Below are 26,141 nucleotides of genomic sequence, written 5' to 3' on the forward strand. Positions count from 1 at the left end.
CTTATCAAGGATTCGCCCAATTCAGGGGTATACGAAATAAGAAAACGATGTATAGAATCGGCGCCTCATAATTCCTACATCGGTATTGACCACACCATGCGGATCGAAAAGCCGCTCTGGCATGAAGGACTGATTCTTACGCAGCAGCACTTTCAGCAGCAGGACCGCTGGAACGGGTTTGCGTTGCAACAGTTAGCGTCGGCGATTGCCGCGTCGCCGTGGGGGACGCTGAACGTCGACATCGACGAAGAGGCACTGGCATCCGGCCGCCTGAAGCTGACGCGGCTGCAACTGCGCTTTCCCGACGGCACGCCGATCGACACGACCATCGCCGATACGCTGCCGCCCGCTCGCGATCTGCTCGGGGAAATTCCCGCCGACACGCAGACCGTCGCTGTGCTCGCCGCGCTCGCGCTGCCCGATCCGAACGGCAACAACTGCCGTTTCGACGAAACGTCGCTGGCCCGGCCAAGACGGACCTATCGGGAATTCGTGAAGGCGACGGACCTGAACGGCACCGGTGAAGCCGAAGTGGCCGCCGAGCGCCACGCGGTCCGGCTGCTGTACGGCTTCGAATCGCACGCAGACGACACGGTATGCGCCATCGCGCGCCTGACACGCACGACGAGCGGCCAGTTCCAGATCGATCGTCAATACGTGCCGCCGTGTCTGTCTCTATCAGGTCATGCGTTGCATATCGAACGCATCCACCGGCTTGCCGATATCCTCGCCGCGAAGAGCGCGCTGCTCGGCGCCCGCCGCAGCGAACGCATCGAACAGGTGGCCGAGTACGGTGTCGCGGACGTCCAGCTCTTCTGGCTCCTGCACTGCATTCATCAGGCCTGGCCACAATTGCGCTTCCTCGCATCGCATCCGGCACAGCCGACCGATCGTCTGTACCAGGTGCTTGCCCAACTGGCAGGGTCGCTGACCACGTTCTCGACGCGTGTGTCGCTGGCCGACATTCCGCCCTACGATCACGCCGGCGCACATGACGTCTTCGCGACGCTCGAATCGCTGATCCGCGATCTGCTCGATGCGATCATCCCGTCGCGCGTCGTCTCGATCGGACTGTCGCATACGGCGCCGACGACATGGACCGGCCAGTTCCTGGACGAGCGCATCGTCGAAGGCGCGGCGGACTGGTATCTGTCGGTCAATGCGGCGCTGCCCGCACTCGAGTTGATCGAACAGTTTCCACGTCTGTGCAAGATCGGTGCACCGGACGACGTCGAGCACATCGTCAATTCCGCGGTGGCAGGCATTCCGCTCAAGGCCGTGCAGCGCGTGCCGGGCGCGATTCCGGTCCGGCTGGACAACCACTACTTCGCGCTCGACGCGCACGACGCCGCACACGCGCGGATGATCGCCGCGCGCGCGTGTCAGGTCTATCTGCCCGCGTCGATCCCCGACGCGTCGATCGAACTCTATGCGGTGCTGCGCTGATGAATGCCATCGTCTCCCCTCGTCCCGATTCCGCACTGCTTGCACGAAATCCGTCGTCCGGCCCGACCGCTCAGCCTTCGATACGTGCGTTGCTGCGCGACACGGCACTGCTCGTCACGCACCTGTCGAACGGCGGCCTGGTCGACAATCATGAAGGATTGCGCCAACAGTGCGCGAAGCTGGTTGCGCAGTTCGCGACGGCACTCGACGCTCGCGGCGTTGCCGCCGACGTCCGCGACGATGCCGTCATCGCGCAATGCGGGCTGATCGATGAAGCCGCGTTGCGCTATCTGACCGCGTCCGACAAGGCCCAGTGGGAGCAGAAACCGCTGCAGGTCGAGCGACTGGGCACGCATGATGCCGGAACGCGCGTCTACGAACGGCTCGAGTACCGGATGCGGGAACCAGCGCCGAACGTCGAACTGCTCGAGTGCTATGCGGCCGTGCTGGGCCTCGGGTTTCGCGGCCGCTACGCCACCCGTTCCGGCCCGTCGGCCGACGGCCACGACGGCGAGGCGAAACGTCGGGCACTGATCGCCGCATTGACCGAGCAGATCGATCGATTGCGACCGGCCGCGCGGTCGGACTTCGTCATCGATCGCTCTCACACACGACTGTTCGACCGGCTCAGGCGTCTGTCGCCATGGGCAATCGCGGGAATCGCATGTGTGATCGCAACAGCCGTGTGGTGCACATGGGACCGCATCCTCGACGCCGAATTGGCAACGCTGGTCCGGCAGGCGAAGCGGCCGTGATTCCGGATACCTCGTTCCCGGCTGCGACAACACGCGCCGATTCCGACGCCGTGCGTGCGGCTCTGTCGGGCCTCGGCTATCCGCTGCGCACGGTCGTCGCGCTGTCGGCCGCACTGGCACTTGCAGTCAGCATAGGGGTGTTGCCGGTCGGCCGTGGCGTCGTGTGGGGATTGGCCGCGGTCATCATCGCGCTGTCGCTACTGATCATCTGGTTGCATTCGCGCAGATTGACGCGCGCGCGCGAACGAAACGTACATGTGATCGCACAACTCGGCGCGGCGACTGCCGACCTGCCGGTCGCGTTGCGCACCAGGATGCCGCTCGCACTGGTAACCGGCGACGGTCTTCCCGCCTTGTTCGATCGCGGCCGGGCCGCGCGCTTCGTTCATGTCGGCGACGGCGCGATCTGGCTGCGCGCCGATCGCCCCCAGGATCTTCCGCGTCTCGCCGTCGCGGTCCGCCAGTGGCGCGACGGCCATGCGCCCGACTGCATCGTGTTGTCGGTCGCGCCGGGCCTGCATGCGAACACCGATACGCTGTCGCAATCGCTGCGCGTGATCCGGCAGGCTGTTGCGGACGCGTCGCGCATGCTCGGCATGCACCTGCCAGGCTATGTCGCCATCTATCAACGGCTGTCGAATGCGGAACCGGCCGCGGCATCGCCGACGGGCGAATCGACCGTCCGATGGTACGGCATGTCGACGGGTTCGCCGGTCACGGATTTGCGCTGCCTCGACACCGCAATCGATGCGGCCGAATCGGATGCACTGCACGCCGGCGGAGACCGGACAGTCGCCGCACGTGCCGCCGGCCTCGGATCGATGCTCGGCTGGACCCGCCGTATCGTGTTCGACCCGCTGACGGACCACCGCCAGCCCGCGCCGCCCTGGCCGCCGTTCGGCGCCGGCTGGATCGACCATGGTCCGGCAGCGGGTCCCGGCAAACCATGGGAGCGCGAGGTGCGCTCGCTGACAGGCATCTCGCCGGCCGCGCTGCCTGCGTCGCCGCTACCCTGGCCGCTGCCGCAACCATTGCTCGACGCGATGCCGCGCCGCGCGTGGCGGTCGCCGCGTGTGGCCGCGGTCGCGCATGTCATCGCGATCGCCGCCTGTGCCGCCGCCGTCGCGACCTGGGGTGCCGCGAACAATAACGAGAAGCTGATGACCCGCATCGGCGGACATCTCGAGCGCTATCACCGCATCCCGGCCACCCAGGATGCAGCGAGACGCGACGCCCTCAAAGCCCTTGCGTCGGACCGCGATCAGCTCGACCGGTATGCGCGCGTCGGTGTTCCGCTCCGGCTGTCGTTCGGCACCTATCGCGGCTCACGACTGCTGCCGGCGATCGACGATGCGATCGCGTCCTATGAACCGCCCCCACCGCCGCCCGCGGTCGTCACGCTGGACAGCATGTCGCTGTTCGACAGCGGCAACGCGCGGCTCAAGTCCGGCACCACACGCGCGATGGTCGATGCGATCGAATTGATCAAGGCGCATCCCGGCAAGCGTGTGCTGATCGCGGGTTACGCCGACGACCAGGGCCGCCCCGACCGCAACCTGACGCTGTCGATCGCTCGCGCGAGCGCCGTGCGCGACTGGCTCGTCGACGCATCGGGCCTGCCGGCGACACAATTCGCGATCCAGGGTTACGGCGACACGCGACCGATCGCCGACAACACGACGCCGCAGGGGCGGGCAAGAAACCGTCGGGTCGAGATCACGCTCGTGCCCGATACGCCGGCAGCCGCCGTACCGGGCGCCGCAAGGTAATACGTGTTTGGGTTCCCGGGGGAAATTGTCCCGGGTTTGTCGGCGCCGGACTCCGATTCCGGCGCTTCGTAGTACCAAGAAGGAGTGAACAATGGCAATTCCGGCATACATGTGGCTCAAGGATGACGGGGGCGCGGACATCAAGGGTTCGGTGACCGTCCAGGACCGCGAGGGCAGCGTCGAACTTGTCGCGTTCGATCACGGCGTGCACATCCCGACCGACGGCAATACGGGCAAGCTCACCGGCACGCGCGTGCACAAACCGATCACGCTGACGAAGGAAACGGATGCGTCGACGCCTTATCTGTACAAGGCCGTGACGAGCGGCCAAACGCTGAAGTCGGTTGAAATCAAGTGGTACAAGATCGACGATGCAGGCAAGGAAAAGGAGTACTTCAACACGAAGCTCGACAACGTGAAGATCGTCGCCGTGAAACCGAAGATGCTCGACATCAAGAATCCGGACTACGAGAAGCACAACCACCTCGAAGACGTCGAACTGCGCTACGAGACGATCACGTGGTCGTACAAGGACGGCAACATCATCCACAAGGACACGTGGAACGAACGTTCCTGATGTGCTGACCGGCAGGCGGAATCCAGCACGCTCGCGTGGCCGGTTTCCGCCCGTCCGTACAGGTATCGACGCACGCCCGCCCGCTTCCCTCCTCATCCGCTACCGACATGACGCCGCCTCTTCCGGACGCTTCCCGCCTCATTCGCCGTCTCAATCCTCATTGCACGCGCGCGCTCGAAGCCGCGGCCAGTCTCTGCCAGACCCGGCTTGCGGATGAAATCGCGGTCGAGCACTGGGTGCTGAAACTGATCGAAGCCGACGACGGCGACATTCCGGCGATCCTGCGTCACTACGATCTCGATATCGATGAGGTATGGGACGCATTGATCGATGTGATCGATCGCATGCCGCGTACGCTGCGGGGCATGCCGGCGCTGTCGCGGCAACTCGCCGCGGTGATCGACGACGCATGGACGCATGCGGCAGCCGATGACGCCGACGGCACCATTCGGTCCGGACATCTGTTGCAAGCCATCGTCGAAGCGCCTTACGTGCTGCGCACACAGCGCGCGTGGCCGTTGCTGTCGGTTTCCAGCGCGCAGATCCGGCGCGTGCTGCCGCGGCTCGGGCGACGGTCGTCCGAGAACGCGGCCGATGACACGGCGGCGCCGCAGCCGAAGGCACCGGAAACTGTCGATCGGCGCAGCAATGCCGCTACGGCGCCCATCACCGACAAGTCCGCCGGACCGACGCCGTCGCGCTCGCCCGACGGCGACGCACTCGCCCGCTTCGCGCTCGACCTGACCGAAAAGGCAGGCCGCGGCGAGATCGATCCGGTCTTCGGGCGTGATCGGGAGATCCGGCAGATGATCGACGTGCTCGCGCGCCGCCGCAAGAACAATCCGATCCTGGTCGGCGAACCGGGCGTCGGCAAGACCGCGCTCGTCGAGGGCCTTGCGTTGCGTGTCGCCGACGGCAGTGTTCCGGAAACGATCCGCGATACGCGCATCCTGACGCTCGACCTCGGCCTGCTGCAGGCCGGCGCCGGTGTGAAAGGCGAGTTCGAGCAACGGCTGAAAAACGTGATCGACGAGGTGCGAGCGTCCGCAACGCCGATCCTGCTGTTCATCGACGAGGCGCATACGTTGATCGGCGCGGGCAACGCGGCCGGCGGCGCCGACGCGGCCAATCTGCTCAAGCCGGCGCTCGCGCGCGGCGAGTTGCGCACGATCGCGGCCACCACGTGGGCGGAATACAAGGAATTTTTCGAACGCGATGCCGCACTCGAACGGCGCTTTCAGGTCGTCAAGGTCGACGAGCCGGATGACGATACGGCCTGCCTGATGCTGCGCGGCCTCGCCGGCCGCTATGCAGCCCATCACGATGTTCACATCCGCGACGAGGCGATCGTCGCGGCCGTCCGCCTGTCGCGCCGCTACATTCCTGCGCGCCAGCTGCCGGACAAGGCCGTGGATCTGATCGATACGGCTGCAGCACGCGTGCGGATGGCACTCGACGTACCGCCGGCGGAACTGCAACAGGCGCATGCGACGCTGGCGGCGCTCGAACTGGAGCGCGCCGCGCTCGATGCGGACACGCGCGCCGGAATCGCCGGTAGCGCCGAACGACGCGCGGCCATCGAGACGGAGCACGATGCGATGCGCATCACCGCTGGCACACTGCTCGGCCAGTACACGCGGGAACGCGAACTTGTCGGGGCATTGCGCACGCTTCGCGGAACAACGGATCCCGTGCCGGATCCGGCGGACATGGTCCATGCGATCAACGCGCTGGCGGAAGCTCAGGGAAAATCACCGACGATCGCCGCCGACGTCGACGCGCAAGCGATTGCGCGCGTGGTCGCCGAATGGACCGGCGTGCCGGTCGGCAATCTCGTCGACGACGAACTGAAAAGCCTGCTTGCGCTGGAAGCGACGCTCTCCTCTCGCGTGGTCGCGCAGGACGAAGCGATCAGCGCATTGGCGGAAAGCCTGCGCACGGCCAAAGCCGGCCTGAAAAGCGAGCATGCGCCGCTCGGCGTGTTCCTGCTCACCGGTCCGTCCGGCGTCGGCAAGACCGAAACGGCGCTCGCGCTCGCCGATCTGCTGTTCGGCGGCGCCGCCGCGCTGACGACGATCAACCTGTCCGAGTACCAGGAAGCGCATACGGTGTCGCAGCTCAAGGGTTCGCCACCCGGCTACGTCGGTTACGGACGCGGTGGCGTTCTGACCGAGGCTGTGCGCCAGCGGCCTTACAGCGTCGTGCTGCTCGACGAAGTCGAGAAGGCACACCGCGACGTGCTCGACATCTTCTATCAGGTATTCGACCGCGGCACGATGCGCGACGGCGAGGGACGCGAGATCGATTTCCGCAATTGCGTGATCGTGATGACGTCCAATCTCGGCAGTACGCAAATCGACGACGCGACGGCCGAGGATGCGTCGATCACGCAGGCCGCGTTGCGCGATGCGATCCATCCGCAGTTGGTCGCACATTTTCAGCCGGCGCTGCTCGCACGCTTCCAGACGCTCGTTTATCGGCCGCTCGATGCGGCGGCGCTCGCGTCGATCGTGCGGATCAAGCTGGACAAGATTGCCGAACGCCTGCATCGGCAACATGCAGCGACGCTGACGTGTGCCGACGATCTGATCGAATCGATCGCGCAGTACTGCGTGTCACGGGAATCCGGCGCGCGCAGCGTCGACGCATTCCTGAACCAGCGCGTGCTGCCGGTCGTTTCGCGCGAATTGCTTGCAAGGATGGCGTCGGGTGTCCGGCCGCGACAAATCCTTCTGTCGACAGGCATGGAAGGCGCGTTGACGATCGATTTCGTCGATGCCCCGGCCACGATCGATGACGGCACCGGGCAGCCGAGCCACCGATGACCGCCGGCCCCTCCCTCTACGACATGCTGCTCGGCCAGATCGGCGGCGAGCCGATCGGCGCCTACGACGACCGCACGCTCGAATGCCTGAGCGTGCAACAGAACGTGCGCCGCATTCTCAATACGCGGGCGGGCGCGCTCAAGCACCTGCCCGACTACGGACTGCCGGACCTCACGAACATCTACAAGGCATTGCCCGCGTCGGCACACTTGCTCAAGCAGCAGATGGAAGCCACGCTGCTGAAGTACGAGCCGCGCATCCGCTCGATCGACATCGGGATCGTCGACAACCGCGATCCCGGGATCCTGGTCAGCTTCGAAATGACCTGCCATCTGAAGAACGCCGGACTCGTGCGCTTCGGCACCTACTTCGAACCACCGGGCCGCCTGCGCGTCGAACGGCGCGTCGATCGGTCATGACCGCGTGCGATCAGCGTTCGTGCGCCAGATGCGCCGCAAACCCCACCTTCTCCGGTTCGATCCCCGCCTTCAGCGTCAGCGCCGGAATCTCATAGTCGCCGGCGTTCTGCCGCCGGAACGGAATCGGCCGTGCGGTCCACAGTTCGTCCAGACGTTTGCCGAGCGCCGCGCGCGTTTCGTCGAAGCGCGCGTCGTTCATCTTTCCGGTCCGGTAGATCACGAACGGCGGCAGCACGTCGAACCCCGGGTAATACAGGATCCCGTGCTGGATCGGGAACAGCACGTCGTCGATCGGCCCGTTGATGCCGCGCGCGCTGTAGTGCGACTCCCAGCCGCCGGTCGTGACGATCACCATCGCACGCTTGCCCGCCAGCGTGCCTTCGCCGTAACGGTCGCCCCAATGCCGGTCGGAATGCTCGCCGACGCCGTACGCAAAGCCGTACGCATACACGCGCTCGACCCAGCCCTTCATGATCGCCGGCATCGAGAACCACCACAGCGGGAACTGCAGGATCACCGCGTCGGCCCACTTCAGCTTGGCCTGTTCGCGCGCGATGTCGTCGCGCTGCGTGCCCGTCTCGAACGCATGCTTCGAATCGAGCGCCGGATCGAAGCGTGCGTCGGGCACACGGTCGGTCACGTCATGCGCGTCGAACGAGGCCTTCCAGTTCATCGCATACAGATCGGTCACCTGCACGGCATGGCCGGCCGCTTCGAGATGCTCGACCGCGAAGTCCCGCAACGCGCCGTTCAGCGAGCGCGGTTCGGGATGGGCATAGACGATCAGCACGTTCATGTTCACTGCTCCGTTGATTGAATGACTGCAGGATGCCGTCGCCTAAGGTATATTGGAAATGAATTCCAGACATTCCAGGTATAGCCATGAACAATCTCAGACGACTGGATCTGAACCTGCTGGTCACGCTCGACGTCCTGCTCGCCGAGCACAACGTCACGCGTGCGGCTGAAAAACTGAACATGTCGCAGCCGTCGGTCAGCGTGCAGTTGCAGAAACTGCGCGACCTGTTCGGCGATCCGCTGCTGCTGCCGGGCCCGCGCGGGATGCGGCCGACCACGCGCGCGGAAACGCTGCGCGAGCCGCTGCGGGACGCGCTCGACGCGGTCGAGCGCGCAGTGCTGACGGCCACGCCGTTCGAGCCGGCGACCGCGACGAACACATGGCGCGTGGCGGCGACCGACTATGGCGAATCGACGATCGTCCTGCCCGCACTGAACGCGCTGCGTTCGGCCGCGCCCGCTACGCGGCTCGCCGTCGTCGAGCTCGTGCCGCCGCGCATCGAGCAGGACGCGGAGCGCAACGGTATCGACCTGGCCTTCCACACGACAGAGGGTTCGCCGGAAGGGATGCGGCGCCTGCCGCTGTTCGTCGAGCGATACGTGCTCGCCGGCCGTGCCGGTCATCCGAAACTGAAGCGGCGCCCGACGCTCGCGCAGTTCGGCGCGCTGGAACACGTGATCGTGTCGCCCGACGGCGGCGGCTTCTTCGGCGTGACGGACGAAGCGCTCGCGAAAGCGGGCGCCGCGCGGCGCGTCGTGCTGTCGGTTCCGCATTTCCTGTTCGTGATGTCGGCCGTCGCCAGCACCGACCTCGTGGCGATGCTGCCCGAGCGGCTGGTGCGCAACACGCCCGCGCTGCGCGTCGTGGAAGCACCCGTCGAGATCCCCGGCTACGAGATGTCGATGCTGTGGCACGAACGCGTGCATCGCGATCCGGCGCATCGATGGTTGCGGGAGACGATCGCCGCGTCGGTGTGAGTGTGTCAGGTAAGCCGCTCGCGGGAACGGCAGGGATGCCGTGCTTCGGCCACCCCCCTCACCGCCGCGCTCGAACCGGTTACGACGAACCCACGCGCATTCAGCACTTGAAACCGCCTCGAACACTGTATATATTTACAGTGCTTTTGCATCATTTGACCCGAATTCCGTCACCCATGACGGACGGACTTTTGTGAGGCGACCATGTTCCAGTCATCCGCATTCGATCCCGAGCAACCCGGCTTCAACCCGGTCCACTTCGAGCGTGCCGCGCAGCGGGCGGTCGTCGACCTGCAGCGTGTCGTCAGCGGCCCTGCGCAACGCGCGCTCGGGCTGCGGCGCCGCACCCATCCGGCCGCCGTCCGCACGATGAGCTGGCAGGCGCTGCTGAACGTCGAGGAACTCGCGTTCTCGAATACCGGTTTCCTGAGCCGCAACGATCCGATGGTCGTCGACGCGTTCATTCGCCTGCGCGACAGCCGGCTGGTCGCCGCGGACGTCGAGGAGCCGGTCGACTGGCGTCGCGACGACGACGACCTGCCGGCCGTCTACCTGATCGTCAAGGCGATGCTGGAAGCGGAAGAGGAAGAACGGGCCGAAGCGGCCTGACGCACGCCGGCCGGCGGCAGATGGCGATCCGCGGAAATCGCGTCGCCACGTTGCGGGGCGACGCGGTACATCCGTTCCATGCTGTCGGTGTGCCCCGGCATGACGCATCATCGGACGCAACGTCGCGAGCCGTCGCGCAGGCAAGCTGCCACCGCGCGACGCGCTCCGTTTCGAAACCTGAACGGGCGGTTCGTTACAACCGCGCCGCAAGCCGCGAGCCCTGATCGATCGCACGCTTCGCATCGAGTTCGGCCGCCAGTTCCGCGCCGCCGATCAGGTGCACCGAGCGTCCGGCCGCCTGCATCGGCGCGAGCAGCGCGCGCTGCGGCTCCTGCCCCGTGCACAGCACGATCGTGTCGGCCTCGATCAGTTCGTGATCGGTACGCTGCTCGCCGTACGACACGTGCAGCCCGCGCGCATCGATCAATTCGTAGTTCACGCCGCCGATCATCTTCACCTGCTTCATCTTCAGCGTCGCGCGGTGAATCCAGCCGGTCGTCTTGCCGAGCCCCTTGCCGAGCGGCGCGGCCTTGCGCTGCAGCAGCGTCACTGCGCGAGCCGGCGCGGCGACCTGCGCGCGCGTCACGCCGCCGCGCGTCGCGGCCGGATCGGTCACGCCCCACTCCGCTTTCCACTCGTCCAGATCGAGCGTCGGCGACTCGCCGTCCTGCACCAGATACTCGGCGACATCGAAGCCGATGCCGCCCGCGCCGACCACCGCGACACGCCGGCCGACCGGCTGCCTGCCGGCGAGCACGTCGACATAGCTGAGCACGTTCGGTCCGTCCTGCCCGGGAATCTTCGGGTCGCGCGGCGCCACGCCGGTCGCGAGCACGATCTCGTCGTAGCCGCCCGCGATCAGGTCGCTCGCGTCGACGCGGTGGTTCAGGTACAGGTTCACGCCGGTCAGCTCGACCTGGCGGCCGAAGTAACGCAGCGCTTCGTCGAACTCCTCCTTGCCCGGAATCCGCTTCGCCATGTTGAACTGGCCGCCGATCTCCGACGCCGCGTCGAACAGGTCGACGTGGTGGCCGCGCTGCGCAAGCACGGTCGAGCACGCGAGCCCGGCCGGCCCCGCACCGACCACCGCGATGCGCTTCGGCTGCTGCACGCGCGTGTAGACCAGTTCCGTCTCGTGGCATGCGCGCGGGTTCAGCAGGCATGACGCGATCTTGTTCTTGAACGCGTGGTCGAGACACGCCTGGTTGCAGCCGATGCACGTGTTGATCTCGTCGGCGCGGCCCTGCGCGGCCTTGACGACGAACTCGGCATCCGCGAGCAGCGGGCGCGCCATCGATACCATGTCCGCGCAGCCATCCGCGAGAATCTGCTCGGCCACTTCGGGCCGGTTGATCCGGTTGGTCGTCACGAGCGGAATACCGACCTCGCCCTTCATCTTCTTCGTCACCCACGCGAACGCGCCGCGCGGCACCGACGTCGCGATCGTCGGCACGCGCGCCTCATGCCAGCCGATCCCCGTGTTGATGATGGTCGCGCCCGCGCGCTCGACGGCCTTCGCGAGCTGCACGGTCTCGCGCCAGTCGCTGCCGTCCGGAATCAGGTCGAGCATCGACAGCCGATAGATCAGGATGAAGTCGCGCCCGACCGCTTCGCGCGTGCGCTCGACGATCTCGATCGGCAGGCGGATCCGGTTCTCGTACGAACCGCCCCACCGGTCGGTGCGCTTGTTCGTATGCATCGAGATGAACTGGTTGATCAGGTAGCCTTCGGAACCCATGATCTCGACGCCGTCGTAGCCGGCCTCGCGCGCGAGCTGCGCGCAGCGGACGAACGCGCGGATCTGCCGCTCGACGCCGCGCGCGCCGAGTTCGTGCGGCGCGAACGGCGAGATCGGCGACTTGATCTTCGACGGCGCGACCGCGAACGGGTGGTAACCGTAGCGGCCGGTATGCAGGATCTGCAGCGCGATCTTGCCGTCGTCCGCATGCACGGCATCGGTGATCACGCGATGCCGCCGCGCGCCGGCCGACGTCATCAGCGTGCCGCCGAACGGCTTGGTCCAGCCGGCCACGTTCGGCGCGAAGCCGCCGGTCACGATCAGGCCGACGCCGCCGCGCGCACGTTCGGCGAAATAGTCGGCAAGGCGCGGCAGCGTCTTGCGGCTGTCCTCGAGGCCCGTGTGCATCGAGCCCATCAGCACACGGTTCTTCAGCGTGGTGAAGCCGAGATCGAGCGGCGCGAGCAGGTGGGGAAAGGGGGTCGTCATGGTGATCCTGCCGGTAAGCGATAGGTGCCATCGTAGGCCGCGCGCCGCCTTGAACGTGAGGGGGCAAACAGCCATAATGCTTGTCATTTCCGGCCAAAACGACATGACCTCTCCGCCACGCAAGGACCACCTCGGGCTGCGCCGGCCGACGATTCCGGTCGCCTATACACGCCTGCTGCTGCAGGCGCTGGCCGCGCGCGGCGTCGATCTGGCCGCGGTGCGCGCGGGCACCGGGCTGCGCGACGCGGTGTTGGCCGAACCGGACGCGCGCGTCGCGCCATCGCAATGGGGCCGGCTCGTGCTCAATGCGATCGAGATCGGCGGCGATCCGGGCATCGGGCTCGCGTTCGGGCTGCTGCTGAAGCCAACCGTGCACGGCTTCCTCGGCTATGCGACGCTGACCGCCCGGGACATCCGCGACGCGCTGGTCGTCACGCAGCGCTACTTCCGGATGCGCAACCGCCAATATCGGCTGACCTATGCGGAGGACGAACACGGCGCGACGCTCGAACTGCACGGCGTGCAGGCAAGCCCCGTGCTGCAGCATCACGTGATGTTCGAGTTCGTGCTGACCGGGCTCGCGCAAAACATCTCGCAGTGGTCCGGGCGCGCGTCGCCGCCGATTACGCTGCGCTTCGCGTGGCCGGAGCCCGGGTATTTCGCGCGTTACCGCGCCCAATTGCCGCCGGTCGAATTCGGCTGCGCCGCGAACGCGCTGTGGATCGCGCGCGAGGTGCTCGACTGGCCGCTGCCGCTCGCCGACGAAGTCGCGCACCGGCAGGCGCTCGTGCAGGTCGAGCGCGAGTATGCGCAGGTGCGCCAGGAGGAAGGCGATCTCGTCGAGCGCGTGCGCGCGGAACTGGCGCGCACGGCCGGCGACTATTCGAGCCCGGAGGCGCTCGCCGATGCACTGCTCGTGTCGACGCGCACGCTGCGGCGCCGGCTCGAGGAAGCCGGATCGAGCTATCGGGAACTGCTCGACGAAGCGCGGTTTCGCGACGCGAAGCAGTTGCTGTCGGCATCGGACCTCGACCTGAAGACGATCGCCGAGCGGCTGCAATTCACCGACCCGGCGAATTTCACGCGGGCGTTCCGGCGCTGGGCCGGGCAGACGCCGAGCGCTTATCGGGAAGCGGCCGGCAATCCGGCGCGCGAGTAAGCGGGAAGGCTCGCGCAAGCGCGGCGGCTGGCGCGACCCGCCTGCCGCAGGGAAAGCACTCACACCGGACACCCGAAGGTAGCGGCGCATTCGTGTGATCCGGGTCAATGGAACGACGCCCGACGCATCGGCTGCCGACGTCAATGCGCGCTGCCGCCCCGTCACCGGCATCGATCCGCCTCTCGCCGAGGTGAACGGACGCCGAGCGCGACGCGTCAATTGCCGACGTCAATCCGCGCGCCGCCGCCCCCTTCACCCGCCTCGATCCGCACCTCGCCAGCCGCGGCAACGATCGCGTCATACACGTCGTCCGTCACGCACACCACCGGCACCGCGATCGCATACAGTTCGGCGGCAACGATCGCGCCGATCGAGATGATCAGGTCGCGCTCCTTCAGCACGATCCCGACCGGCCCGGTGCCGTTGCGCACGGCTTCCGCGAGCACGCTGCTGCTCGAACTCGACCCCTTCGCATGCGGCATCACCATGATCCGGCCGGCCAGGCTCGCGCCGGCCTGCGGATGCCCGCGATCGACGATCCGCCCCGCGCCCGAGTCGTAGCCGCCCCAGAAGCTGAGCGGCTTGTCGAGCACGATCGTCCTTGCGCATGCGCTGCCCGGTACGAGCGTGTCGCCCGTCAGTTTCCCGATCGTTGTGTCAGTCATCGAATCGCACCTTTCCTTCGAACGCGGAACGCACGCACTCGCGCATGCTGCCGTACGCGACCGTGACGCCGATGTTCGCGGGCGCATACGACGCCCACTTCCCGGAGTTGGTCATCACCAGGCCCGACAGCTGCTTCATCACCGGCGTGATGTACGTGCAGGTGTCGACGACGATCTGGATGCCGCGCGCGTCGAACTTGTCGGCGAGCCCGAGCTCGCCCAGCTCCCACAGGATGAAGCGGCTCGTGTTCACGTAGAAATCGCACTTCGGCTTGCCGTCGAACCGATCGAGCAGCGCGTCGAGCGTGCGGAATTCGGCCAGCGAGAAATGCGGCGTGCCGAGCGCGACCGCGACGAGCGCATCGCCGGCCGCGCCGTGGTTCAGCGTGCGGCGGATCTCGTCGAGATCGGCCATCGCGACATCGACCGTTCGCAGCGCCGCCTGCCCGTGCAATGCGGCGTCGAGCGTCGGCGCCTCGGGCGTGACGCCCACCGCATGGAACAGCGCGACCGCCCCGCTCGATGCGGCGGCGGCACCCAGCGCCTTGAGTTCGTCTTCGGTGGTGTCCGCGGGCAACCCGACAATCGCCGGCACGATCGCGCCGGCGATCCTGCCGATCAGCAACCCGAGCGCCGCGAAATGGATGTCGCGCGACGGCCGGTTGCCGAAGTCCGGCGCGTTGAACACGATCCGCGCCGCGCGATTCGCTTCGACATGCAGCCCCGCATACGGCGCACGTCCGGTAATCGCGGCGGCCAGGTCGAGAAAGTCGCCATAGCGGCTGGTGCGCGCACCGAGCACCGAATTGGCGAACACGATCGCATTGGATTCGGCCCACGCGATCTGCTCGCCCAGGCGCGGACGCTTCTCCAGCTGATACGGCGCGCACGTGAAGCTCGATTCGCAGCCGAGCTGCAGGTGCGCATCCATCAGGCGCCACGCGTCGCGCTGGATCATGCGGTCGCCGTGATACAGCTCGGGATGGATCAGGTCGAGCGACCCGACGTTCAGAGTGGTCGGCACCGCGACCTGCGCGCCGGTGTCGACGAAATACTCGACGAAGTCGAGGCTCGTCCGGCCGTGGTAAAGACAGCCGTCGATATGCGCGGACGTGATGTCGATCAGGTGCGGCGCCGACATGACCTCTGCCGTGCGCGCGACGATCCGCATCGCGCGTGCGACGCCGTCGCCGAATGCGCCGCGCAACATCGCGTCGTCGCGCTCGCTCAACTGCAGCATGGGAGGTGCTCCTCGTGTCTCGTCCGGTGGCTCCGGATCGCTTTCGTCATACTACCGCGCGCGTTGCGCCTATCGCTGCGCCGTCAGGCTGAACAGCTCGTCGCGCAGCGCCTTGGCCCGGCCGCGGCCGAACTGCGTCTCGAACTCGTCCTGCGCGGCCTGCCACGCGACTTTCGCCTGCGCGTAGGTGTGCTCGCCGAGCTTCGTCAGGCTGAGCGCATGCGCGCGTGCGTCGTGCTCGGACGCGGCCGCCGCGACGAATCCGTCGCGCTGCAGCGGCTTCAGCGCGCGCAACAGCGTCGTGCGATCCATGACCAGCCGATCGGCGAGCTCGCTCATCACCAGTCCGGGCCGGCGCGACAGGTTCGCCATGATCGAGAACTGCGCGGGCGTGACCCCGACCGGGGCCAGATGCCGCTCGTAGAGTTGCGTGACGAAGCGCGCCGCCTGACGCAGCGCGAGGCAATTGCAGGCCTGGGTCATCTGGATATCGTTCATGACCGGCAATTTATATGTGCATATACATAAAGTCAATGTACACTCCGCCGTAACATGGCCGGGCCGGCCGCGTGCATCGGGCGCCCCGCCATCGCCTCGAGGAGACGGACATGGACTACATCGACAAGCTGCGGATCTTCCGGTCGGTGGTGGAGATGCGCAGCTTCACGCGCGCCGCCGACATGCACGGCCTCGCGCGGCCGGTCGTGTCGCGGGCGGTCGCGGATCTGGAGGCGCGCTTCGGCAGCCGCCTGCTGCACCGGACCACGCGCCAGGTCTCGCTGACCGAAACCGCCGAGCGCATCTACGAACGCTGCGCGGCCGTGCTCGACGAACTCGACTCGCTGGAAGCGCAGGCGCAGTCGCATACGCGCGAGCCCGAGGGGCTGCTGCGCCTCGTCGCGCATACGACGGCCGCGCTGAACCGGCTCGTGCCGCTGATCGCCGGCTTCAAGGCCGCGCATCCGAAGGTGCGGCTCGACGTCACGCTGACCGAGCGCCCGGTCGACCTCGTCGGCGAAGGCTACGACATCGGCATCGTCGTGCCGTACATGCTGACGAGCGAGACGACCGTCGTGCGGCTGGTCGAACGCATTCCGGTGGTGATCGTCGCGACGCCCGCCTATCTGCGCGCGCATCCGCGTCCCGAGACACCGGCCGAACTCGCCGATCATGCGTTCGTGCCAATGTCGCCGTCGCTGCGCCGGCCCGCGCTGTCGTTCCGCGTCGGCGGCGACACGCTGACCGTGCCGTTGAGCTTCGACATCTCGTCGAACAGCCCCGTCTTCAACCGCGAAATGGTGATGCACGACTTCGGCATCGGCGTCGTGCCGAAAACGCTCGTCGAAGCCCAACTCGCGTCGGGCGCGCTCGTGCAGCTGCTCGAAGGCGCCGATCTCGTCGACGCGTTCGTGGAGATCAAGCTCGCCTACGCGAACCGCGCGCTGCTGCCCGCGAAGGTCAAGGCGTTCATCGACTACACGGCCGCGTACTGCGACCGCGAAGGCGGGATTGTTCCGGCCGCGGCCTGATCCGGCGCGAGAACGCGCCGCTGGGCCGCCGATTGGTACAGCCACGACACCAATCTGATCCTGCCCCGCCCCTCGCTTCGCTCCGCGTTGCCGCCTAACATGTGCACATGCACAAAAGCACACTCACCGACGACGATTGCTTCGCGGTCCGGCAAGCCGCCCGGCGAATCTCGCAGTTCTACGAGCGCTACCTGTCGCGGGCGGGCGTCACGCCGTCGCAGTACAGCATTCTCGCGCTGCTGCGGGAGCGCCCGGGCCTGACGATGGCGACGCTGTCGGCGGTGCTGGTGATCGAGCGCACGGCGCTCCTGCGCGCGCTCAAGCCGCTGGTCGGCGCGGCGCTCGTGACGGGCCGGATCGAGCCGCGTTGCCGCCGCCAGACGTTCGCGCTGACCACGCACGGCGAAACGAAGATCGCCGACGCGCATGTGCACTGGCTCGCCGCGCAGGAAGCGTTCGAGCGGCGCTTCGGGCCGGCCCAGGCGGCCCGCCTCAGAGACGAATTGTTCCGGATCACGCACAACCTGCCGGAACGCTAACCCCTTCCCCGATCGGCGACGCGTCGTCGGTCGTTTCGATAAGTGCATATACATAGGTGAATCGATGGAAACGACCCAAGCCGCTGCCTCCCGCGAGGCAGCCACAATCGAGCGGCCGGCCAAGCAACGCCGCGTGCCGTGGATGCGCATCGCGGTGGGCGCGGTGATCGTCGTGGTGGCCGCTGCCGTGCTCGACTGGCTGTTCGTGCTGCGCTTCCAGGAGAGCACCGACGATGCGTATGTCGGCGGCGACGTCACGGTGCTCGCGCCGAAGGTGAACGGCTTCGTCGACAAGATCCTCGTGACGGACAACCAGCGCGTGAAGGCCGGCGACGTGCTCGTGCAGCTCGATGCGCGCGACTACGATGCGAAGCTCGCGCAGGCCACCGCGGAAGTCGACAGCGCGCGCTCCGCGGTGACCGAACTCGAAGCGAAGCAGCAACTGCAGTACGCGGTAATCGGCCAGCATGCGGCGGACAGGAACGCGTCGTCGGCCGAGCTCACGCGTGCGTCGTCGGACCGCGTGCGCTACCGCGAGCTCGTGAAATCCGACGCGGTGTCGAACCAGATCGTCGAACGCGCGGACGCCGACTATTCGAAGGCGGATGCGGCCGTCGCACGCAGCGACGCCGCGCTGCTCGCATCGAAGCGGCAGCTCGACGTGCTCGGCGCGCAGCTCGCCGATGCGCGGGCCCGCGTGAACACGGCACTGGCCGCGCAGCGCGTCGCGGCGCTCAACGTCGAATACACGACGATCCGCTCGCCGGTCGACGGCTACGTCGGCAACCGCACGGGCCGCGTCGGGATGCTCGCGAACGTCGGCGTGCCGCTGCTGACGGTCGTGCCCGCGTCGGGGCTGTGGATCGACGCGAACTTCAAGGAAGACCAGCTGCGCAAGATGCGCGCGGGCGATCGCGTCGACGTGACGCTCGACGCATCGAGCACACAGCTGCATGGCCGCGTCGACAGCCTGGCGCCCGCGACCGGCGCAACCTTCAGCGTGCTGCCGCCCGAGAACGCGACCGGCAACTTCACGAAGATCGTCCAGCGCGTGCCGGTGCGCGTGCATCTCGATCCTCGACCGGGCATCGAGCAGGTGCTGCGCCCCGGCCTGTCCGCGGTCGTGACCGTGCACACCGACCACGCGAACTGAACGGGAGCCGACGATGACCACCGCGTTTTCCGGCGACCCCGCGTCGCAACCGACGAAGCAGCGCGTCTTCGCGTTCGCGCTGATGTGCGTCGGCTTCTTCATGGCGACGCTCGACATCCAGATCGTCGCGTCGTCGCTGCGCGACATCGGCGGCGGCCTGTCCGCCAGCCAGGACGAACTGTCGTGGGTGCAGACGGCCTACCTGATCGCCGAGATCATCGTGATCCCGATGTCGGGCTGGCTGTCGAAGGTGATGTCGACGCGCTGGCTGTTCGTCGCGTCGGCCATCGGCTTCACGATCACGAGCATGCTGTGCGGGCTCGCGTGGGATATCAACTCGATGATCCTGTTCCGCGGGCTGCAGGGGGCGCTCGGCGCCGCGATGATCCCGACCGTGTTCACGACCGCGTTCGTGCTGTTCCCGGGCAAGCAGCGGCTGATCGCGTCGACGACGATCGGCGCGCTCGCGTCGCTCGCGCCGGCGATCGGGCCCGTGATCGGCGGCTGGATCACCGATCAATGGTCGTGGCACTGGCTGTTCTACCTGAACCTCGTGCCCGGCATCGCCGTGGCCGTGCTGGTGCCGCGCTACGTGCATATCGACGAACCCGACCTGAGCCTCATCAAGCGCGGCGACTATCTCGGCATCGCGCTGATGTCGGGCTTCCTCGGCTGCCTCGAATACGTGCTGGAGGAAGGCCCGCGCAAGAACTGGTTCAGCGACGACGCGATCGTCATCTGCGCGTGGATCTCCGGCATCTGCGGCGTCCTGTTCATCGTGCATGCGCTGACCGCCGAAGACCCGATCGTCGACCTGCGCGCGCTCGCCGTGCGCAACTTCGGGATCGGCAGCCTGCTGTCGTTCGTGACGGGCATCGGTATCTTCGTCACCGTGTTCCTGACGCCGCTGTTTCTCGCCCAGGTGCGTGCGTTCAGTTCGCTGCAGATCGGCATCGCGCTGCTGTCGGTCGGCGCGTTCCAGCTGCTCGCGCTTTGCGCGTATGCGTTCGCCGCGCGCTACTTCAGCATGCGCGCGCTGCTCGTGTTCGGGCTCGTCTGCTTCGGCCTCGGCTGCTACCTGTACACGCCGATCACGCACGACTGGGGCTGGCGGGAACTGCTGCTGCCGCAGGCGCTGCGCGGGATCGGCCAGCAGTTCAGCGTGCCGCCGATCGTGACGATGGCGCTCGGTTCGCTGCCGCAGTCGCGGCTCAAGTCGGCGAGCGGCCTGTTCAACCTGATGCGCAACCTCGGCGGTGCGATCGGCATCGCAGTGAGCGCGACGATGCTCAACGACCGGCTGAACTTCCACTACCTGCGCCTGAACGAGCACGTGAGCGCCGGCGAGCCGCAGGTCGCGTCGCTGCTCGACCGCCAGGCCGCGTACTGGACCTCGGTGGCCGGCAATACGCTGGATACCGCGCAGGCGGGCCTCGCGAACCTGCACCGCCTGATCTATCGCGAGGCGCTGACGCTCACCTACGCGGATGCGTACTACGCGCTGTCGCTGTGCTTCGTGGTCGCGCTGATCGCCGTCGCGTTTTCCCGTCCCATCACCCTGAACGCGCCGCCGCCGGACGCACACTGAAGCCGAGGTCATCATCATGAAAAAGCTACTCGTCGCGCTGGCCGTCAGCGCATTCGCCGCGGGGTGTGCGGTGCAGCCCGCGCAGCACCCCGCGCTGCACGATTCCGTGCAATCGCTCGCGCCCGCCGCGTGGGACACCGACGTGCCGCGCGCGGACATCGGCGCCGCCGCGTGGTGGGCGCGGTTCAACGATCCCGTGCTCGACCGGCTGATCGCGACCGTGCTCGACGGCAACCTCGATCTGCAGGCCGCCGCCGAACGCGTGAAGCAGGCGCAGGCGCTGACCGGGCAGAAGCGCGCGGCGCTGCTGCCCGAACTCGACGCGACCGCGCGTGCGGCCGATGCGCGCCAGAACACGCCGCCGCCGCTCGGCTATGTGCGGCAGGCCGGCGCGGGACTCGCGCTGAGCTGGTCGCCGGACGTGTTCGGCGGCGAACGGCTCGACCTGCTGGCCGCGCAGGCCGAACTGGTCGGGCAAAGGCATGCGGAAGACGCGATGCGGCTCGCGCTCGCGGCCGATGCGGCCGGCGCGTACGTCGACCTGCGCTGGGCGCAGCAGGAACTGAAGATCCTGCAGGACAACGCGGCGATCCGTCAGCATGCGCTCGAACTCACGCGCAAGCGCCAGGCGTTCGGGCTGTCGACGGAACTCGACGTCACGCGCGCGCAGAACCAGCTCGATGCGCTCGAGGCGCGGATTCCGCCGACACGGGCGCAGATTGCGCATCAGCTCAACCTGATCGCCGTGTATTCAGGCCGCACGCCCGAGTCGATCGACCGGCTCGTGCTCGCGCAGGCCGGCGCGATTCCGGCGCCGCCGGCCGGGTCGCCCGCTACGTTGCCCTCGCAGGCGCTGCTGCGCCGGCCCGACGTGCTCGCCGCTTACGCGCAGGTCGAGCGGCGCGCGGCGCAGGTCGGCGTCGCGAAGGCCGAGCGGTATCCGAAGTTCTCGCTGAACCTGACGGACGGGATTCTGGCCGCGTCGTACCTCGGGTTGCCGACGCTGACCGACAACCTGTTCAGCGCGGCGTTGAGCGCGACCAGCCCGATCTTCAACGCCGGGCGGATCACGGCCGACATCACGCAGAGCGAAAGCCGGATGCGCGAGTCGGAACTCGGGTTGCGGCAGACGATGCTGCAGGCGCTGCGGGAAGTCGAGGATGCGCGCGCGAACCTCGTCGGCAGCGATGAAGCGACACGGCGGCTCGACAGTGCGCTTGCGGCGTCGGACAAGTCGCTCGGGCTGGCGAACCAGCTCTACAAGGGAGGCGCGACGGATTTTCTGGACGTGCTGTCCGCGCAGGAGGTGTATCTGCGGGACTCGGATGCGCTCAACCAGGTGAAGCGCGAGCATGCGTTGGCGGCGGTCGCGCTTTATCGGTCGCTCGGGGGCGGGTGGAGCAGGAATGGTGCGGCGGGCGGGCCGGAGACGGCGCCCGTGGCCGTGGCTGCCGCTGGCGCGACGAACTGACCGCGACCGCCGTGCGACGCCGGCCTCGCGATCTCCGGGCCGGCTTCCCGGCCGGGCCGATGCGGCGCGGGCAACAGCTTGGCAGCGGCTGACCGTGGCCCGGTCAGCCGGCGGCAGGCCACCGGTATCCGATCACCTCGGTCACCGGATACGCGAGCTCGCGCACCGCCTCGAGCTGGTTGCCGCCGAACAGGTGCACCTGCAGGTCGTCGTGACGCAGATAGAACCCGACGTGACCCTTCCAGCTCGCGGGATCGTCGCGCGTCAGGATCGCGATGCAGCCGTACACGGGGCGCTCCAGCGGGCGCCCCCATTCGAGCCACGAACGCGCAAGCGCGGAACCCGTGCCACGGATGCCCGCATGCGTCATGCACCAGTTGACGAACGACGAACACCACGAAATCTTGTCGTCGTAGCCGACCAGGTTCGTGTGATCGTTGTATTCGACGATGCGCGGATTGACGCTGCCGGGCGGAAAGCGGCGGATGCCCAGCTCGGCCAGCGCGACGGGCATCCACGGCGGATGGCCGGCCTGCGGGTTGCCCTTGGGGTTCGATCGGATCACGACGGTCTCGATGGAATGCGGGTGGAAGCTCGCTCAATCTTCGCACGAATACGACGTGCCGGCAGTACCTTTTCCGGCACGCGATTTCCGGCCCCTACACCCGTATCATGTCGGCAGCGACCTCGATCCTCACGCCCGCCATGCGCATCACACCCCTGCCGCCCCTTCAGTGCCTCGTCGCGTTCGAAGCCGCCGTGCGGCACGCGAGCTTCACGAAGGCCGCCGCCGAACTGCACCTGACGCAAAGCGCGATCAGCCGCCAGATCCAGCAGCTCGAGGAATTCCTCGGCCGTTCGCTGTTCGTTCGCGAACACCGCTCGCTGCGGCTGACGATCGCCGGCGAGCAATACGCGGCGCAGGTTCATCATCTGCTCACGCAATGCGCGGAAGCGACGCACGACGTGATGAAGCCGTACGGCGATCTCGAACTGACGGTCGCCTGCTCGTCCGGCGTCGCCCTGCTGTGGCTCACGCCACGCCTGCCCGCGTTCCGCGTTGCGTATCCGGACCTCAAGCTGCGCCTGATCGTGCGCGACGGCCTGGCGTCGATGTCGCCCGCGGAATTCGACGTCGGCGTCTACTATGTGCGCCAGCAGGCGCCCGCCGAGTACACCGCGCGCCGCCTGTTCGACGAGGAAGTATTCCCGGTCTGCGCGCCGGGCTACCTGGCCGGCCGCACGCTGAGCGCGGCCGACCTCGCGAGCGAGACGCTGCTGCGCCTCGAGGACGGCCAACGCCAATGGATGTCGTGGTCCGAATGGTTCGGCATGAACGACGTCGACCGGCAAAAGGCGCAGCCGCAGGACATCACGATCAACTCGTATCCGCAGATCGTGCAGATGACCATCCTCGGCCAGGGCGTATCGCTCGGCTGGCGCTACATGATCGACGCGTGCATCGAGGCAGGCCTGCTCGTGCGGGTGACGGAAGCCTCCGCGAGCCACGGCGGCGGCTATTACGTGATCTCGCCGAACGATCGCGCGCAGAACCAGGCGGCACGACTGTTTTCGCGCTGGCTGTTCGAACAGGCGGACCAGCAGACCGCGCCGTGATTGCGATGCATGCGCCGTGCGCATGCGTGCATGCAAATCTTTCGTTTCAGAAAAAAAACCGGCTGTCCTTAGCATGGGGTTCATGCGGGACACCCGTCCCGTCTTCTGAGAAAGGAAGAGACCATGCAAGGAACGCTTTCCCCGCGCGCCGCGCGTTCCGTCGATGCGGCTACCCAGCAGCGCCGCCGCGCCATCGTTGCGACCGTGATCGGCAACGGCCTCGAATGGTTCGACTTCACCGTCTACAGCTTCTTCGCGGTGATCATCGCGAAGCTGTTCTTCCCAACGGGCAATGAACTGACGTCGGTGCTGCTCACCGTCGCGACGTTCGGTGTCGGCTTCTTCATGCGGCCGGTGGGCGGCATCGTGCTCGGCGTCTACGCGGACAAGGCCGGACGCAAGGCCGCGCTGTCGCTGACGATCCTGATGATGGCGTTCGGCACCGCGCTGATCGGGCTCGCGCCGACCTACGAGCAGGCCGGCATCGCCGCGCCGCTGCTGATCGTCGTCGCGCGGCTGCTGCAAGGCTTCTCCGCCGGTGGCGAGATGGGCGGCGCCACCGCGTTCCTCACCGAGTACGCGCCGCCGGAGAAGCGCGCGTACTACTCGAGCTGGATCCAGTCGAGCATCGGTTTCGCGGTGCTGCTCGGTGCGGCCACCGGCACGTTCGTCACGACGTCGCTCGATGCGCAGGCGTTGCATGGCTGGGGCTGGCGGCTGCCGTTCCTGCTCGGGATCGTCGTCGGGCCGGTCGGCTACTTCATCCGCAGCCATCTCGACGAAACGCCCGCGTTCAGCGCCGTCGAAGCACAGGCGAAGGAAACCTCCCCGCTGAAGGAAGTGCTGTCGACCTACCCGCGCGAGACGTTCGCCAGCTTCTCGATGGTGATCCTGTGGACGGTCTGCACGTACGTGCTGCTGTTCTACATGCCGACCTATTCGGTGCGCACGCTGCACCTGCCGCAGTCGACCGGCTTCGCGGCCGGCATGGTCGGCGGGCTGATGATCATGTGCTGCTCGCCGATCGTCGGCAAGCTCGCCGACGCGTGGGGCCGGCGCGTGTTCCTGTCCGGCTCGGCGCTCGCGATCCTGGTGCTCGCGTGGCCGATGTTCGCGTGGATCAACCACGCGCCCGGCTTTGCATCCCTGATCGTGTTCCAGGCCGTGTTCGGCGTGCTGATCGCGACGTATACCGGGCCGATTCTCGCGGCGTTCGCCGAGCTGTTTCCGACCAAGGTGCTGTCGACCGGGTTGTCGGTCGCCTACAACTTCGCGGTAACCCTCTTCGGTGGCTTCGCACCGTTCCTCATGACGTGGCTGATCGCCCGCACGGGCAGCAACATGGCGCCCGCGCTCTACGTGAGCGTCGCGGCCGCGGTCAGCCTCGTCGGCACGCGCTTCGTGAGGGACCCGCGGCGCAACGCGTCAACGACTCGATAAGGACCTTTCCCCATGACCATTACCGTGCTTCACGGCGGCAACGTGCTCGACCTCGAACGGGGCGTGCTGCTCGAACATCATCACGTCGTCATCGACGGCGAACGCATCGTCGAAGTCACCGATCGCCCCGCGGATTTTCCGAATGCCCACGTGATCGATGTGCGCGGGAAGACCGTGATGCCGGGGTTCATCGATTGCCACGTGCACGTGCTCGCTGCAAATGCGAACCTGGGCGCCAACGCGACGCAACCGAACATTCTCGCGGCAATCCGGTCGTTGCCGATTCTCGATGCGATGCTGGCGCGCGGGTTTACCAGCGTGCGGGACGCGGGTGGCGCGGACTGGAGCCTGATGCAGGCGGTCGAGACCGGGCTGGTTGCAGGGCCGCGGATCTTTCCGTCCGGCAAGGCGTTGTCGCAAACCGGCGGGCACGGCGATTTCCGGCCGCGCGGGGATGTCCTGGAGCCTTGCTCGTGCTGCTTTCGCACGGGGGCGATCGCCCGGGTCGTCGACGGCGTCGACGGCGTGCGGCTCGCCGTGCGCGAAGAGATTCAGAAAGGCGCGACGCAGATCAAGATCATGGCGTCGGGCGGCGTTGCCTCGCCGACCGATCCAATCGCGAACACGCAGTATTCGGAAGACGAGATCCGGGCGATCGTCGATGAAGCCGACGCCGCGAACACTTACGTGATGGCCCATGCTTATACGGGGCGCGCGATTGCACGCGCGGTGCGGTGCGGCGTTCGGACGATCGAGCACGGCAATCTCGTCGACGACGACGCGGCGAAGCTCATGCACGAGCGCGGTGCATTCGTCGTGCCCACACTCGTCACGTATGACGCGCTGGCGAAACACGGCGCGCAGTTCGGGATGCCGGCGGATTCGGTGGCCAAGGTGGCCTCCGTGCGGCAGAAAGGACGCGAGTCGCTCGAAATTTACGCGAACGCCGGCGTGAAGATGGGCTTCGGATCCGACCTCCTCGGCGAAATGCACGCGTTCCAATGCGGCGAGTTCCGGATCCGGGCCGACGTGCTGGGCAATCTCGAGGCGCTCAGATCGGCGACGACGGTGGCGGCCGAGATCGTCAACATGCCGGGGCAACTGGGTGTGATTGCCGCGGGCGCGATCGCGGACGTCGTCGTGCTCGACGGGAATCCTCTCGACGATATCGGCATCGTCGCGGGGGAAGGCGAAAGCGTCGAATACGTGATGCAGCGAGGAAAAATCGTGAAGCCCCGGCCGGGCCGGTGTTGACCGCTTGCGCGGGCCGGCCGGCAACCCGCGGCCGACGGCCCCGAAACGCGCCGGGGCCGCCGGCGCGGTCGACCGGCTCCCAT

23 protein-coding genes are annotated in these 26,141 nt (G+C 67.3%); 17 read left to right on the forward strand and 6 right to left on the reverse strand.

Annotated elements, in window-relative coordinates; all coding sequences use genetic code 11:
• Window positions 1-96: 96 nt before the first annotated feature.
• The 6 genes from tssK (at window position 97) to tssE (ending at window position 7,791) form a co-directional block, all read left to right on the forward strand.
• Complete coding sequence (gene tssK / locus DIE22_RS01190) at window positions 97-1,446, forward strand: type VI secretion system baseplate subunit TssK (RefSeq protein WP_124604139.1); 1,350 nt, start codon at window positions 97-99, stop codon at window positions 1,444-1,446.
• A complete protein-coding gene (locus DIE22_RS01195) occupies window positions 1,446-2,201 on the forward strand; it encodes a DotU family type IV/VI secretion system protein (RefSeq protein ID WP_185640519.1) in 756 nt (251 codons plus the stop codon). The genes tssK and DIE22_RS01195 overlap by 1 nt, the downstream gene beginning before the upstream one ends.
• Complete coding sequence (locus tag DIE22_RS01200) at window positions 2,141-3,970, forward strand: OmpA family protein (protein ID WP_124604141.1); 1,830 nt, start codon at window positions 2,141-2,143, stop codon at window positions 3,968-3,970. Before DIE22_RS01195 ends, DIE22_RS01200 begins: the two co-directional genes overlap by 61 nt.
• 91 nt (window positions 3,971-4,061) lie before the next feature.
• Window positions 4,062-4,547: an Hcp family type VI secretion system effector gene (locus DIE22_RS01205; protein WP_006479553.1), complete on the forward strand. Its 486-nt coding sequence runs from the start codon at window positions 4,062-4,064 to the stop codon at window positions 4,545-4,547.
• Between the two features lie 107 nt (window positions 4,548-4,654).
• The gene (tssH, locus tag DIE22_RS01210; protein WP_124604143.1) at window positions 4,655-7,372 is read left to right on the forward strand and encodes a type VI secretion system ATPase TssH; all 2,718 of its coding nucleotides are present in this window, start codon (window positions 4,655-4,657) and stop codon (window positions 7,370-7,372) included.
• Entirely contained in the window at window positions 7,369-7,791 is a 423-nt protein-coding gene (gene tssE / locus DIE22_RS01215) for a type VI secretion system baseplate subunit TssE (protein ID WP_124495784.1), read from the forward strand. The genes tssH and tssE overlap by 4 nt, the downstream gene beginning before the upstream one ends.
• Before the next feature lie 10 nt (window positions 7,792-7,801).
• Here tssE and DIE22_RS01220 read toward each other — a convergent pair whose 3' ends face one another.
• On the reverse strand, window positions 7,802-8,587 hold the full coding sequence (locus DIE22_RS01220; protein WP_124604145.1) for an NAD(P)H-dependent oxidoreductase: 786 nt from the start codon (window positions 8,585-8,587) through the stop codon (window positions 7,802-7,804).
• Window positions 8,588-8,673: 86 nt separating this feature from the next.
• Here DIE22_RS01220 and DIE22_RS01225 point away from each other — a divergent pair, with 86 nt between their 5' ends.
• Window positions 8,674-9,567, forward strand: a complete 894-nt coding sequence (locus DIE22_RS01225) for a LysR family transcriptional regulator (RefSeq protein WP_124604147.1) — start codon at window positions 8,674-8,676, stop codon at window positions 9,565-9,567.
• A 204-nt stretch (window positions 9,568-9,771) separates the two neighbouring features.
• Window positions 9,772-10,176, forward strand: coding sequence for a DUF2471 family protein (locus DIE22_RS01230; protein ID WP_124604149.1), 405 nt, complete (start codon window positions 9,772-9,774; stop codon window positions 10,174-10,176).
• 193 nt (window positions 10,177-10,369) lie between these two features.
• On the opposite strand, the gene DIE22_RS01235 is transcribed toward DIE22_RS01230, so the two are convergent.
• Window positions 10,370-12,403 (reverse strand): NADPH-dependent 2,4-dienoyl-CoA reductase, encoded by a 2,034-nt coding sequence (locus tag DIE22_RS01235; RefSeq protein WP_124604151.1) that lies wholly within the window; start codon window positions 12,401-12,403, stop codon window positions 10,370-10,372.
• Between the two features lie 76 nt (window positions 12,404-12,479).
• Between DIE22_RS01235 and DIE22_RS01240 the strand changes: the two genes are divergently transcribed.
• Window positions 12,480-13,562: an AraC family transcriptional regulator gene (locus tag DIE22_RS01240; protein ID WP_124495794.1), complete on the forward strand. Its 1,083-nt coding sequence runs from the start codon at window positions 12,480-12,482 to the stop codon at window positions 13,560-13,562.
• A gap of 215 nt (window positions 13,563-13,777) precedes the next feature.
• Here DIE22_RS01240 and DIE22_RS01245 read toward each other — a convergent pair whose 3' ends face one another.
• From DIE22_RS01245 to DIE22_RS01255, 3 genes are all read right to left on the reverse strand, one after another.
• Window positions 13,778-14,227: an aconitase X swivel domain-containing protein gene (locus DIE22_RS01245; RefSeq protein WP_124604153.1), complete on the reverse strand. Its 450-nt coding sequence runs from the start codon at window positions 14,225-14,227 to the stop codon at window positions 13,778-13,780.
• Window positions 14,220-15,467 carry an aconitase X gene (locus tag DIE22_RS01250; RefSeq protein ID WP_124604155.1) on the reverse strand — a complete coding sequence of 416 codons (1,248 nt, stop codon included), beginning with the start codon at window positions 15,465-15,467 and terminating at the stop codon, window positions 14,220-14,222. Before DIE22_RS01250 ends, DIE22_RS01245 begins: the two co-directional genes overlap by 8 nt.
• 69 nt (window positions 15,468-15,536) lie before the next feature.
• Window positions 15,537-15,965 (reverse strand): MarR family winged helix-turn-helix transcriptional regulator, encoded by a 429-nt coding sequence (locus tag DIE22_RS01255; RefSeq protein WP_124495800.1) that lies wholly within the window; start codon window positions 15,963-15,965, stop codon window positions 15,537-15,539.
• A 110-nt stretch (window positions 15,966-16,075) separates the two neighbouring features.
• Between DIE22_RS01255 and DIE22_RS01260 the strand changes: the two genes are divergently transcribed.
• The 5 genes from DIE22_RS01260 (at window position 16,076) to DIE22_RS01280 (ending at window position 21,747) form a co-directional block, all read left to right on the forward strand.
• Window positions 16,076-16,996 (forward strand): LysR family transcriptional regulator, encoded by a 921-nt coding sequence (locus DIE22_RS01260; RefSeq protein WP_124495802.1) that lies wholly within the window; start codon window positions 16,076-16,078, stop codon window positions 16,994-16,996.
• 107 nt (window positions 16,997-17,103) lie between these two features.
• Window positions 17,104-17,535, forward strand: coding sequence for a MarR family winged helix-turn-helix transcriptional regulator (locus DIE22_RS01265; RefSeq protein WP_124495804.1), 432 nt, complete (start codon window positions 17,104-17,106; stop codon window positions 17,533-17,535).
• A 64-nt stretch (window positions 17,536-17,599) separates the two neighbouring features.
• Window positions 17,600-18,688: an HlyD family secretion protein gene (locus DIE22_RS01270; RefSeq protein WP_124604157.1), complete on the forward strand. Its 1,089-nt coding sequence runs from the start codon at window positions 17,600-17,602 to the stop codon at window positions 18,686-18,688.
• Between the two features lie 13 nt (window positions 18,689-18,701).
• On the forward strand, window positions 18,702-20,276 hold the full coding sequence (locus DIE22_RS01275; RefSeq protein WP_124604159.1) for a DHA2 family efflux MFS transporter permease subunit: 1,575 nt from the start codon (window positions 18,702-18,704) through the stop codon (window positions 20,274-20,276).
• A 16-nt stretch (window positions 20,277-20,292) separates the two neighbouring features.
• Window positions 20,293-21,747 (forward strand): efflux transporter outer membrane subunit, encoded by a 1,455-nt coding sequence (locus DIE22_RS01280; RefSeq protein WP_124604161.1) that lies wholly within the window; start codon window positions 20,293-20,295, stop codon window positions 21,745-21,747.
• Window positions 21,748-21,850: 103 nt separating this feature from the next.
• On the opposite strand, the gene DIE22_RS01285 is transcribed toward DIE22_RS01280, so the two are convergent.
• Entirely contained in the window at window positions 21,851-22,261 is a 411-nt protein-coding gene (locus DIE22_RS01285) for a TIGR02594 family protein (RefSeq protein ID WP_124495963.1), read from the reverse strand.
• 191 nt (window positions 22,262-22,452) lie between these two features.
• Between DIE22_RS01285 and DIE22_RS01290 the strand changes: the two genes are divergently transcribed.
• From DIE22_RS01290 to DIE22_RS01300, 3 genes are all read left to right on the forward strand, one after another.
• Window positions 22,453-23,364 (forward strand): LysR substrate-binding domain-containing protein, encoded by a 912-nt coding sequence (locus DIE22_RS01290; RefSeq protein WP_124495961.1) that lies wholly within the window; start codon window positions 22,453-22,455, stop codon window positions 23,362-23,364.
• A gap of 123 nt (window positions 23,365-23,487) precedes the next feature.
• On the forward strand, window positions 23,488-24,804 hold the full coding sequence (locus DIE22_RS01295; protein WP_124495812.1) for an MFS transporter: 1,317 nt from the start codon (window positions 23,488-23,490) through the stop codon (window positions 24,802-24,804).
• A gap of 12 nt (window positions 24,805-24,816) precedes the next feature.
• Complete coding sequence (locus tag DIE22_RS01300; protein ID WP_124604163.1) at window positions 24,817-26,058, forward strand: amidohydrolase family protein; 1,242 nt, start codon at window positions 24,817-24,819, stop codon at window positions 26,056-26,058.
• Window positions 26,059-26,141: the final 83 nt, after the last annotated feature.

The sequence above is a fragment of the Burkholderia sp. Bp9142 genome, from assembly GCF_003853415.1.
GTDB lineage: Bacteria > Pseudomonadota > Gammaproteobacteria > Burkholderiales > Burkholderiaceae > Burkholderia.

Bases quoted from the DNA above. Each gene is read 5' to 3' on its own strand.
- DIE22_RS01260 (WP_124495802.1), top strand. From the start codon at position 16,076: ATGGACTACATCGACAAGCTGCGGATCTTCCGGTCGGTGGTGGAGATG.
- tssH (WP_124604143.1), top strand. From the start codon at position 4,655: ATGACGCCGCCTCTTCCGGACGCTTCCCGCCTCATTCGCCGTCTCAAT.
- tssE (WP_124495784.1), top strand. From the start codon at position 7,369: ATGACCGCCGGCCCCTCCCTCTACGACATGCTGCTCGGCCAGATCGGC.
- DIE22_RS01275 (WP_124604159.1), top strand. From the start codon at position 18,702: ATGACCACCGCGTTTTCCGGCGACCCCGCGTCGCAACCGACGAAGCAG.
- DIE22_RS01245 (WP_124604153.1), bottom strand. From the start codon at position 14,227: ATGACTGACACAACGATCGGGAAACTGACGGGCGACACGCTCGTACCG.
- DIE22_RS01225 (WP_124604147.1), top strand. From the start codon at position 8,674: ATGAACAATCTCAGACGACTGGATCTGAACCTGCTGGTCACGCTCGAC.
- DIE22_RS01285 (WP_124495963.1), bottom strand. From the start codon at position 22,261: ATGCCCGTCGCGCTGGCCGAGCTGGGCATCCGCCGCTTTCCGCCCGGC.
- DIE22_RS01280 (WP_124604161.1), top strand. From the start codon at position 20,293: ATGAAAAAGCTACTCGTCGCGCTGGCCGTCAGCGCATTCGCCGCGGGG.
- DIE22_RS01250 (WP_124604155.1), bottom strand. From the start codon at position 15,467: ATGCTGCAGTTGAGCGAGCGCGACGACGCGATGTTGCGCGGCGCATTC.
- tssK (WP_124604139.1), top strand. From the start codon at position 97: ATGCGGATCGAAAAGCCGCTCTGGCATGAAGGACTGATTCTTACGCAG.
- DIE22_RS01205 (WP_006479553.1), top strand. From the start codon at position 4,062: ATGGCAATTCCGGCATACATGTGGCTCAAGGATGACGGGGGCGCGGAC.
- DIE22_RS01220 (WP_124604145.1), bottom strand. From the start codon at position 8,587: ATGAACGTGCTGATCGTCTATGCCCATCCCGAACCGCGCTCGCTGAAC.
- DIE22_RS01230 (WP_124604149.1), top strand. From the start codon at position 9,772: ATGTTCCAGTCATCCGCATTCGATCCCGAGCAACCCGGCTTCAACCCG.
- DIE22_RS01290 (WP_124495961.1), top strand. From the start codon at position 22,453: ATGCGCATCACACCCCTGCCGCCCCTTCAGTGCCTCGTCGCGTTCGAA.
- DIE22_RS01265 (WP_124495804.1), top strand. From the start codon at position 17,104: ATGCACAAAAGCACACTCACCGACGACGATTGCTTCGCGGTCCGGCAA.
- DIE22_RS01300 (WP_124604163.1), top strand. From the start codon at position 24,817: ATGACCATTACCGTGCTTCACGGCGGCAACGTGCTCGACCTCGAACGG.
- DIE22_RS01235 (WP_124604151.1), bottom strand. From the start codon at position 12,403: ATGACGACCCCCTTTCCCCACCTGCTCGCGCCGCTCGATCTCGGCTTC.
- DIE22_RS01240 (WP_124495794.1), top strand. From the start codon at position 12,480: ATGCTTGTCATTTCCGGCCAAAACGACATGACCTCTCCGCCACGCAAG.
- DIE22_RS01200 (WP_124604141.1), top strand. From the start codon at position 2,141: ATGGGACCGCATCCTCGACGCCGAATTGGCAACGCTGGTCCGGCAGGC.
- DIE22_RS01270 (WP_124604157.1), top strand. From the start codon at position 17,600: ATGGAAACGACCCAAGCCGCTGCCTCCCGCGAGGCAGCCACAATCGAG.
- DIE22_RS01195 (WP_185640519.1), top strand. From the start codon at position 1,446: ATGAATGCCATCGTCTCCCCTCGTCCCGATTCCGCACTGCTTGCACGA.
- DIE22_RS01255 (WP_124495800.1), bottom strand. From the start codon at position 15,965: ATGAACGATATCCAGATGACCCAGGCCTGCAATTGCCTCGCGCTGCGT.
- DIE22_RS01295 (WP_124495812.1), top strand. From the start codon at position 23,488: ATGCAAGGAACGCTTTCCCCGCGCGCCGCGCGTTCCGTCGATGCGGCT.